Raw genomic sequence first — 6472 nt, forward strand, 5'->3', positions numbered from 1 at the left:
GCGCCGGCATCCCGGCGCAAGTCCACCCAACGTTACCGGCTGCGCACGAAGCCGACGATGTCCTTGACCTCGCGCATGATCGGTGCGGCGATCGCATCGGCGCGGGCTGCGCCTTCGCCGAGAATCGCATCGATATGGCTGGGATCGGCCAGCAGGCGGCGCATCTCGCCGGCGATGGGCGCGAGCTTCTCGACCGCGAGATCGACCAGCGCCGCCTTGAAGCCGGAGAACTGGCCGCCGCCGAACTGCGTGAGAACCGCCTGCTTCGAGGTACCGGAGAGGCCGGCATAGATGCCGACGAGATTCTCCGCCTCTGGCCGGCCTTCCAGCCCCTTCTCCTCGGAGGGCAGCGCCTCCGGATCGGTCTTGGCCTTGCGGATCTTCTGGGCGATCGCCTCGGCATCATCGGTCAGGTTGATGCGCGAATAGTCGGACGCGTCCGATTTCGACATCTTCTTGGTGCCGTCGCGCAGGCTCATCACGCGCTGGGCCGGGCCCATGATGATCGGCTCGGACAGGGGGAAGTAGCCCTGATCGCCCGTCCCGAGGCCCAGCTCCGCGATCCGCTCGGCGAAGTCGTTGTTGAATTTCTGGGCGATGTCGCGGGTGAGCTCGAGATGCTGCTTCTGGTCCTCGCCGACCGGGACATGGGTCGCCTTGTAGAGCAGGATGTCGGCGGCCATGAGCACCGGATAATCGTAGAGACCGACGGAGGCGTTCTCGCGATCCTTGCCGGCCTTCTCCTTGAACTGCGTCATCCGGTTCAGCCAGCCGAGCCGGGCGACCGTGTTGAAGACCCAGGCCAGTTCGGCGTGGCCGGCAACCTGGCTCTGGTTGAAGATGATGCTCTTCTTCGGATCGACGCCGGCGGCGATATAGGCGGCGGCAACCTCGCGAATCGCGCCCGTCAGGACCTTCGGCCCGCCCCAGACGTCCAGCCCCTGGGTGATCGCGTGCATGTCGACGACGCAGTAGATGCATTCATGCGTATCCTGCATCGCGACCCAGTTGGTCAGCGCGCCCAGATAATTGCCGAGATGCAGCGTCGAGGTCGGCTGCATGCCTGAGAATACGCGCTGATGAAAACCCGACATGGGGCACTCCGTCGTCACGATGGAGAAGGGAAGCGGCGCTTCTGGCTCAAGCCCGCCGCTTGCGCAAGGGGAGAGCGCCAAAGGCACCGAGCGCCCAGCCCGCCGCGCCATAACTTACGAGCCCCGCAAGGCAGAGCAGGCCGAGCGCTCCGACCCGATGCAAGGCCGGCTGATCGAAGGCCAAAGGCCCGGCCAAGAACCGCAGCGACAGCTCCAGAACGGCGAGCATGATCGCGCTGGCCGCGAGCCCGGCGGCGACCGGCCGCAAGCTACCGATGCTCGGGCGCCAGATGCCGTCACGCAGCAGCATTCCACCCAGCAGGCAGGCCTGCGCCACGAAAGCAAAGGTCGCTGCGAGCGCCGCCATATGCGCCGCGTTGCCCTCGTTCGCCAGACAGAAGCCGACGAGGGCGGCGACCAGCACCGCAAGGCCGCCGGACAGCAACGGCAGGCGCGGTGCGCGGCGCGCGAAATAGACCTGGCCGAAGACCTTTGCGGCGATGGCGAAGGGCAGGCCATAGCCGAAGGCGACCAGCGCCGCGGCGGTGCGGGCGCGATCGGCGGCATCGAAGCGGCCATATTCGAACAGCGCCGAGACGATCGGCTCCGCGAGCGCCACCAGCGCCGTTGCAGCCGGCAGGGCGAGCGCGAGACCTAGCGCCAGGGCCTGCCCGAGCAGGGCGTCAGGGCCTTCCCGGTTCGCCGCCAGCGCCATGTCCGAGAGCACCACGGTGCCCATCGCGACGCCGACGAAGCCGAGCGGCAACTGGAAGACGCGATCGGCATAATACAGCGCGGCGACGGCGCCCGGTCCCGTCGAGGCAATCTGCGTCGCCACCAGCAGGACGAGTTGCGCGGCGGAGGCTGCGAGCAAGGTCGCGCCGCCCGTGCGGACGAGCCGCGTCATGTCCGGGGACCAGCGCAGGCTCGGGCGCGGCAGGCCCGGGCCGCGCAAAGCGAACAGGATCATCACGAGATGGGCGAGGCCCGTCAGGCTGGTGCTGAGCGCGAGCCAGCGGGCGCCGGTCTCGGGCTGCACACCCTTCGCATGCAGCAGCAGGAGCACGGCCAGCAGGATCGCGTTCATCAGCGCCGGGGCCAGAGCGGCGACCGTGAAGCGCTTCTCGGCATTGAGCAAAGCCGCCAGCATGGCGGCCAGCGTCGTCAGGAACAGGAAGGGCAGCATCAGCCGCGTGTAGGAGGCAGCCAATGCGAGGGTTTCGGGCGCCTCGGCGAAGCCGCTGGCGAGGCCGAGGACAAGCCAGGGTGCGAGCAACTCGCCTAAGCCGACCAGCACCAATAAAAGCATGCCGATCTGTCCGGCGGCCTCGCCGGCAAAGCCGCGGGCCGCCGCCTCGCCGCGCTCGCCCTTAATCGCGAGATAGAGCGGCACGAAGGGAGCATTCAGCCCACCCTCGCCCAGGACACGCCGGACAAGATTGGGCAGCCGCAAGGCCGCCAGGAAGGCATCCGCCACCGGCCCCCCGCCGAGCAGCCGCGCGATCAGCACGTCGCGCGCGAAGCCGAGCAGGCGCGAGGCGATCGTGGCTGCGCCGACAACGGCGGAATCGCGCGCGAGACGGGAGGATTCCGGCGCCGATGCCGCCGGCTCCATCAGAGAATGAACCGGCTCAGGTCGGCGTTCTTGGCGAGGTCGCCGATGCGGGCCTCGACATAGGGGGCGTCGATCGTCACGGCCTCGCCCGAGCGGTCCGGCGCCGTGAACGAAATCTCGTCGAGAATGCGCTCGATCACGGTCTGGAGCCGGCGGGCGCCGATATTCTCGACCGTCGAATTCACCTCGACGGCGATGCGGGCGATGGCATCGATCGCGTCCGGCGTGAAGGTCACGCTGACCTCCTCCGTCGCCATCAGCGCCACCGACTGCTTGATCAGGCTGGCTTCGGTCTCGGTCAGGATGCGCTTGAAATCCTCGATGTCGAGCGGGTTGAGCTCGACACGGATCGGCAGGCGGCCCTGCAGTTCCGGTAGCAGGTCGGAGGGGCGCGAGACGTGGAAGGCGCCGGACGCGATGAAGAGGATGTGGTCGCTCTTCACGGCGCCGTGCTTGGTCGCGACGGTGGTGCCCTCGATCAGCGGCAGCAGATCGCGTTGCACGCCTTCGCGCGAGACGTCGGCGCCGCCCTTGCCCTCTCGGGCGCAGATCTTGTCGATCTCGTCGAGGAAGACGATGCCGTTCTCCTCGACCTCGCGGATCGCGGCCTGGATGATCGCATCCTGGTCGATCAGCTTGTCGCTTTCCTCCGCCAGCAACGGCTGGTAGGCGTCCTTGACCAGGACGCGCTTGGGTTTGCCCTTCTGGCCGAAGGCCTTGCCGAGCATATCGGAGAGGTTGATCGCGCCGATCGAGGCGCCGGGCATGCCGGGCACCTCGAACATCGGGGCGGATGCGCCGCTACCCGCCGCCATCTCGACCTCGATCTCCTTGTCGTCGAGCTCGTTGGCGCGCAGCTTGCGGCGGAAGGAATCGCGCGTCGCCTGGCTCGCATTGGCGCCGACGAGGGCGTCGAGCACCCGTTCCTCGGCCGCGACATGAGCCTTGGCCTGGACATCCTTGCGCCGGCTCTCGCGCACCAATGCGATCGCAACCTCCAGGAGATCGCGCACGATCGATTCGACGTCGCGGCCGACATAGCCGACCTCGGTGAACTTGGTCGCCTCGACCTTCAGGAAGGGCGCGTTGGCGAGCTTCGCCAGGCGCCGGGCGATCTCGGTCTTGCCGCAGCCGGTCGGCCCGATCATCAGGATGTTCTTCGGTGAGACCTCCTCGCGCAGCGGCCCTTCGAGCTGCTGGCGGCGCCAGCGGTTGCGCAGCGCAATGGCGACGGCGCGCTTGGCGTCCTTCTGGCCAACGATGAAGCGGTCGAGCTCGGAGACGATCTCGCGGGGGGAAAAGCTGGTCATGATCGTGCAGTATCCGGATGAAATGGCGCGAGCGGCAAATTTCAGGCCGCTTCGAGCGTCTCGATGACGAGCGAATGGTTGGTGTAGACGCAGATATCGCCGGCGATCTTCATCGCCTTGCGCACGATCGCCTCGGCATCGGGCTCGACATCGATCAGGGCGCGCGCCGCCGAAAGCGCGTAATTGCCGCCCGAACCGATCGCCATCACGGCGCCGTGCTCGGTCGTTTCCGGCTCCAGCACGTCGCCGGTTCCCGAGATCAAGAGGGAGACCTCCTTGTCAGCGACGAGGAGCATCGCCTCGAGCCGGCGCAGATAACGGTCGGTGCGCCAGTCCTTGGCCAGTTCGACGCAGGCACGCAGCAACTGGGTCGGGTATTGCTCGAGCTTCTTCTCCAGACGCTCGAACAGGGTGAAGGCATCGGCGGTGGCGCCTGCGAAGCCCGCGATCACCTCGCCCTTGGCGAGGCGGCGGACCTTGCGGGCATTGCCCTTCATGATGGTCTGGCCGAGCGAGACCTGCCCGTCGCCGCCGATGACGACGCGCCCGCCCTTGCGCACCATCAGGATGGTGGTGGCGTGCATGACCGGGGCATTGCTGTTTTCAGACATGAGATGATGAACCGGGGATCGAGACAGGGCGGCGGATGACGCCAAACATGTTCAGGCGAGGCCGCTCTATCAAGGGGGGAGCCGGCATGCCACCTCCGAACGCGCGATAGTGAAGCACGCAACCCACGCTTGAGGCATCATCATCACTCGAAGTTGAATCCGAGCTTTGACGACCCGTTCTCAATCACGTCAACGATGTCTCTCACCTTATAGCGCGCTAATCCTTGCTTCTTCCGTAGGACCTTTCCAGCAAAGGGGCGCCTTTGTGCCGCCTTAAGCTTTTAAGCAGTTTTTTATCATTAATGCCCAAAGGTCGTAATTTGTAACGGCTTCCATTGTCGGGAAGCCGCCTCGGGGCGTCATTCATGAAATCTATCCGCCTGAAAATCCTCGCCATGCTGGCCATCGTCGCCGGCGGCGCCATCCTGTCGGCGATCATCAGCATCTACGGCCTTCAGAAGGCCGACGACTTGAATTCGCGCTCCCAGATGCAGGGCAATGTCGCGTTGCTCACCCAGCGCATCAACGGCGTGGTCACGGCCGTGGTGATGGAATCGCGTGGGGTCTATATGGCGAAGACGCCGCAGGAAATGCAGGCATACGCCAAGGGCATCGAGGACCGTTTCCCGACATTGCGCAAGTTCACCGCGGAGCTTCAGAAAGTCGCTCCGGCGGAAGATCGCGAGACGGTCGGGAAAATCGCCAAGGCGGTCGAGGAATTCATCGCGTTCCGCACCGAAACCGCGCGGCTCGGCCGCGAGGTTTCCGCCGCCGCCGCGAACGAACAGGGCAATAACGAGGCCAACCGCGCCAATCGCAAGGCCCTCAACGACTTGTTGATCGGCTTCAGCCAGCGCATCGAGCAGGCCGGTATTGCGGTCGGCGATGAAGCCACAGCCTTCACCCAGCAGATCCAGTGGCTGATGCCGCTCGTTCTGCTCGCGACGCTGGTGGTTTCGGTCGGCGTCGCGCTCGTCTTCGCGCAGCGCTCGATCACCCGGCCGATCCTCGACCTCAGCCAGGTCATGGAGAAGCTGACGGCCGGCGACACCAAGATCACCGTGCCCCATTCCGGCCGGCCGGACGAGATCGGCGCCATGGCCCGCGCCGTCTCCGTGCTGCGCGAAAGCACCGAGCAGGTCGCCGTGCTGCAGGAGCAGGAGCGGGCTGCCGCTGCGGCCCGCCTGGCCCGGGCGCAGTCGATGGAAGCGGTGGTCTCGGATGTCGGAGAGGTCGTCGCGGCGGCCGCGGCCGGCGATTTTTCGGCGCGGCTGCAGATCGACGATGCCGACGAGCAGATGCAGCGGCTGGTGGCCGGCATCAACGAGATCAACGCGGTTGTCGACGGTGCGACGACGGAGTTCGCGGAGATTCTGCAGGGGATCGCGGGCGGGGACCTGACGAGCCGGGTCGAGACGGCCTATCGCGGACGCTTCGCCGATCTCAAGGGCGCGATCAACGAGACGGTCGATCGCCTCTCCGACACGGTCGCGACGATCCAGACCACCTCGGCCGATGTCGGGCTGGCCGCCCGCGAGATCAACATGGGTGCCGACGATCTGTCGAAGCGCACCGAGGAACAGGCCTCCTCGCTGGAGGAGACCGCCGCCACGACCGAGGAGCTCGCGGCTTCCGTGAAGGCCTCGGCCCAGGCCTCGAAAGATGCCGCCCGGATCGCCGACGAGGCGATGCAGGCAGCCGAGAACGGCGGCGCGATCGCCGGCCAGGCGGTCGACGCCATGGCGAGGATCGAGACCGCCTCGCAGAAGATCTCCGACATCATCCGGGTGATCGACGACATCGCCTTCCAGACCAACCTCCTGGCGCTCAACGCCGCGGTCG

5 protein-coding genes are annotated in these 6472 nt (G+C 66.5%); 1 reads left to right on the forward strand and 4 read right to left on the reverse strand.

Annotation, left to right across the window (positions count from 1 at the left end):
* Positions 1 to 32: 32 nt before the first annotated feature.
* From trpS to hslV, 4 genes are read right to left on the reverse strand one after another with little or no spacing between them, the layout of a single operon-like run.
* Positions 33 to 1094, reverse strand: a complete 1062-nt coding sequence (gene trpS / locus JHD80_RS09805; protein ID WP_199086535.1) for a tryptophan--tRNA ligase — start codon at positions 1092 to 1094, stop codon at positions 33 to 35.
* A gap of 46 nt (positions 1095 to 1140) precedes the next feature.
* Entirely contained in the window at positions 1141 to 2709 is a 1569-nt protein-coding gene (gene murJ / locus JHD80_RS09810) for a murein biosynthesis integral membrane protein MurJ (protein ID WP_199086536.1), read from the reverse strand.
* Positions 2709 to 4019, reverse strand: coding sequence for an ATP-dependent protease ATPase subunit HslU (gene hslU / locus JHD80_RS09815; protein ID WP_199086538.1), 1311 nt, complete (start codon positions 4017 to 4019; stop codon positions 2709 to 2711). The genes murJ and hslU overlap by 1 nt, the downstream gene beginning before the upstream one ends.
* Before the next feature lie 41 nt (positions 4020 to 4060).
* Positions 4061 to 4630, reverse strand: a complete 570-nt coding sequence (hslV, locus tag JHD80_RS09820) for an ATP-dependent protease subunit HslV (protein ID WP_282568376.1) — start codon at positions 4628 to 4630, stop codon at positions 4061 to 4063.
* A 365-nt stretch (positions 4631 to 4995) separates the two neighbouring features.
* On the opposite strand from hslV, the gene JHD80_RS09825 reads away from it, so the two are divergent.
* The coding region (locus JHD80_RS09825; protein WP_199086540.1) for a methyl-accepting chemotaxis protein at positions 4996 to 6472 on the forward strand (1477 nt) is incomplete at its 3' end.

The sequence above is a fragment of the Allobosea sp. ASV33 genome (assembly GCF_016428755.1).
Classification (GTDB): Bacteria; Pseudomonadota; Alphaproteobacteria; order Rhizobiales; family Beijerinckiaceae; genus Allobosea.